The organism is Paraliobacillus sp. JSM ZJ581, assembly GCF_044383835.1.
GTDB lineage: Bacteria > Bacillota > Bacilli > Bacillales > Amphibacillaceae > Paraliobacillus.
This window is the reverse complement of the sequence record NZ_JBISEP010000064.1, coordinates 1-1,675: the sequence shown is the minus strand read 5'-3', so window position 1 is coordinate 1,675 and position 1,675 is coordinate 1. Positions and strand designations below refer to the sequence as shown.

1 protein-coding gene is annotated in these 1,675 nt (G+C 36.2%); it reads right to left on the bottom strand.

Going from position 1 to position 1,675, the window contains the following annotated elements; genetic code table 11:
- Positions 1 to 206: 206 nt before the first annotated feature.
- Entirely contained in the window at positions 207 to 1,523 is a 1,317-nt protein-coding gene (locus ACH6CY_RS15610) for an IS1380 family transposase (protein WP_374068232.1), read from the bottom strand.
- Positions 1,524 to 1,675: the final 152 nt, after the last annotated feature.

The window sequence follows — 1,675 nt, the reverse complement described above, 5'->3', positions numbered from 1 at the left end:
CCTGAATTATTCATACTTCCTAATTAAGTCATGTTTGAAATCAAAATCAAATATTTTCTTGTTCCATTGAAAAAGTCGTGGAGATTTTTCTGCTTTTGAGGTAATTTTAAAGAGAATATTAGAAAATAGTCCATTTTTGGGCAGACTCCTCCCTTGGTCTGAATTTGATTTTTAAAAATTAGGTATGAGGACGATTTATTATGAATTCATTCTAGTTTTAGTTGTTGAATTCGCCCAAGAACTTTCCAAAAGAATGCTTGGTACACAAAACTAGAGGACAATTTAAAGTAAAATGATCGTCCCGATTTCACTAATTTACTAGCAACTTTTATGATTCTTGTGCGTATGGTTTCAATTTGCATGCTTTGTTGGCCTTCAGGAAAGCAAAGCGTACGTAACCAATTTGTTAGGTTATAAGCTAATAGACTCAACATCATTTTTGCCTCATTTACTTGGAAAGAGTGACTATTCATTTTATCCATATGAAAACCATTCTTGGCTTCTTTGATATAGTTCTCCATCGTACCTCTTTTTTGGTAAGTACGGACGATAACTTTTGGGGAGAACGCATCTATCAGATTTGTTACAAAGAATGAATGCGTGAAAAATAATTCGCCAGCAGGACGAATGGATTGTATAATTACTTTTCTTGACTTGGACCATGATTTTGCTTGATATTCGGTTTCCTCATAATAGTACTCTGCCTCTGAAACATCAGACGGTGCAGTAGAAGGATGTAGTTCATCTGCAAGTCGCTGCAAAATAGCGTTCGATTTCAAACGAATCACGTAATAGACCGACTCATCTTCGCATAAATCATACAAAGCTGGGACGGCAAAACCACTATCTCCACGCAAAAATGGGGTCGTCTCTGGAAACTTCTCGTTGTAATGGGCGATAAGAGGTTTTACAAAATCAACAACACCATTGGAAGTATAAACATTTCCAGGTCGTAACTTAGCTTTTAAGAAATCTCGCGTTAACCCATCGAAAGCAACTAATGGATGAAAGCCGACTGTCCCGTAATGGGTGTTGTAAGCTGCAGATTCCTGTTCTCCATATGTATCGTAATGGGTGGAATCTAGGTCAATGATCAGTGCTTCTGTCTCTCTGAACGCATGCACTTTGTCCAAAAGTTCTTGGTTAGCTTGATTTAATTGTTCAATAGATTCATCATCAAATCGTGCAAAAAAGCGAGATAAACTCGGTTGAGAAGCCAAGGTATCGGTTCCAATGATTTGTGTAAAAACAGGATCATTCGTCAACTGATCAGCATTGTCATCTTCAGCATATCCAGCAATCATTTGATAAATCTTTTGACGGAGTAAATTTTCATTGGAATGTAAATGATACTTTCTATCGTCTTTCAAATGTAGGTATTGAGCAAGCATCTCAGAGAATCCAATCTTTTCATCGAATTCCCTAAAGATAAATTCACCAGTATCAGACGAAAGGGGACCTCCATCATTTGACAATTTAATTTGACGATTGAAATCTAACGTTATTTGCGGTAAAGTAGCCATTATAAGAATCCTTTCTGTTGGTTATTTGTCGTGATTTAACTGTAACAGAAATGGATTCTTTTTTCATTTATTTGATGCACGACCAACTTAGCTAGATAGCTTGGCAGATAAGCATTTTTAAGTCATTAAGGAATTTCTATGAATAATTCAGG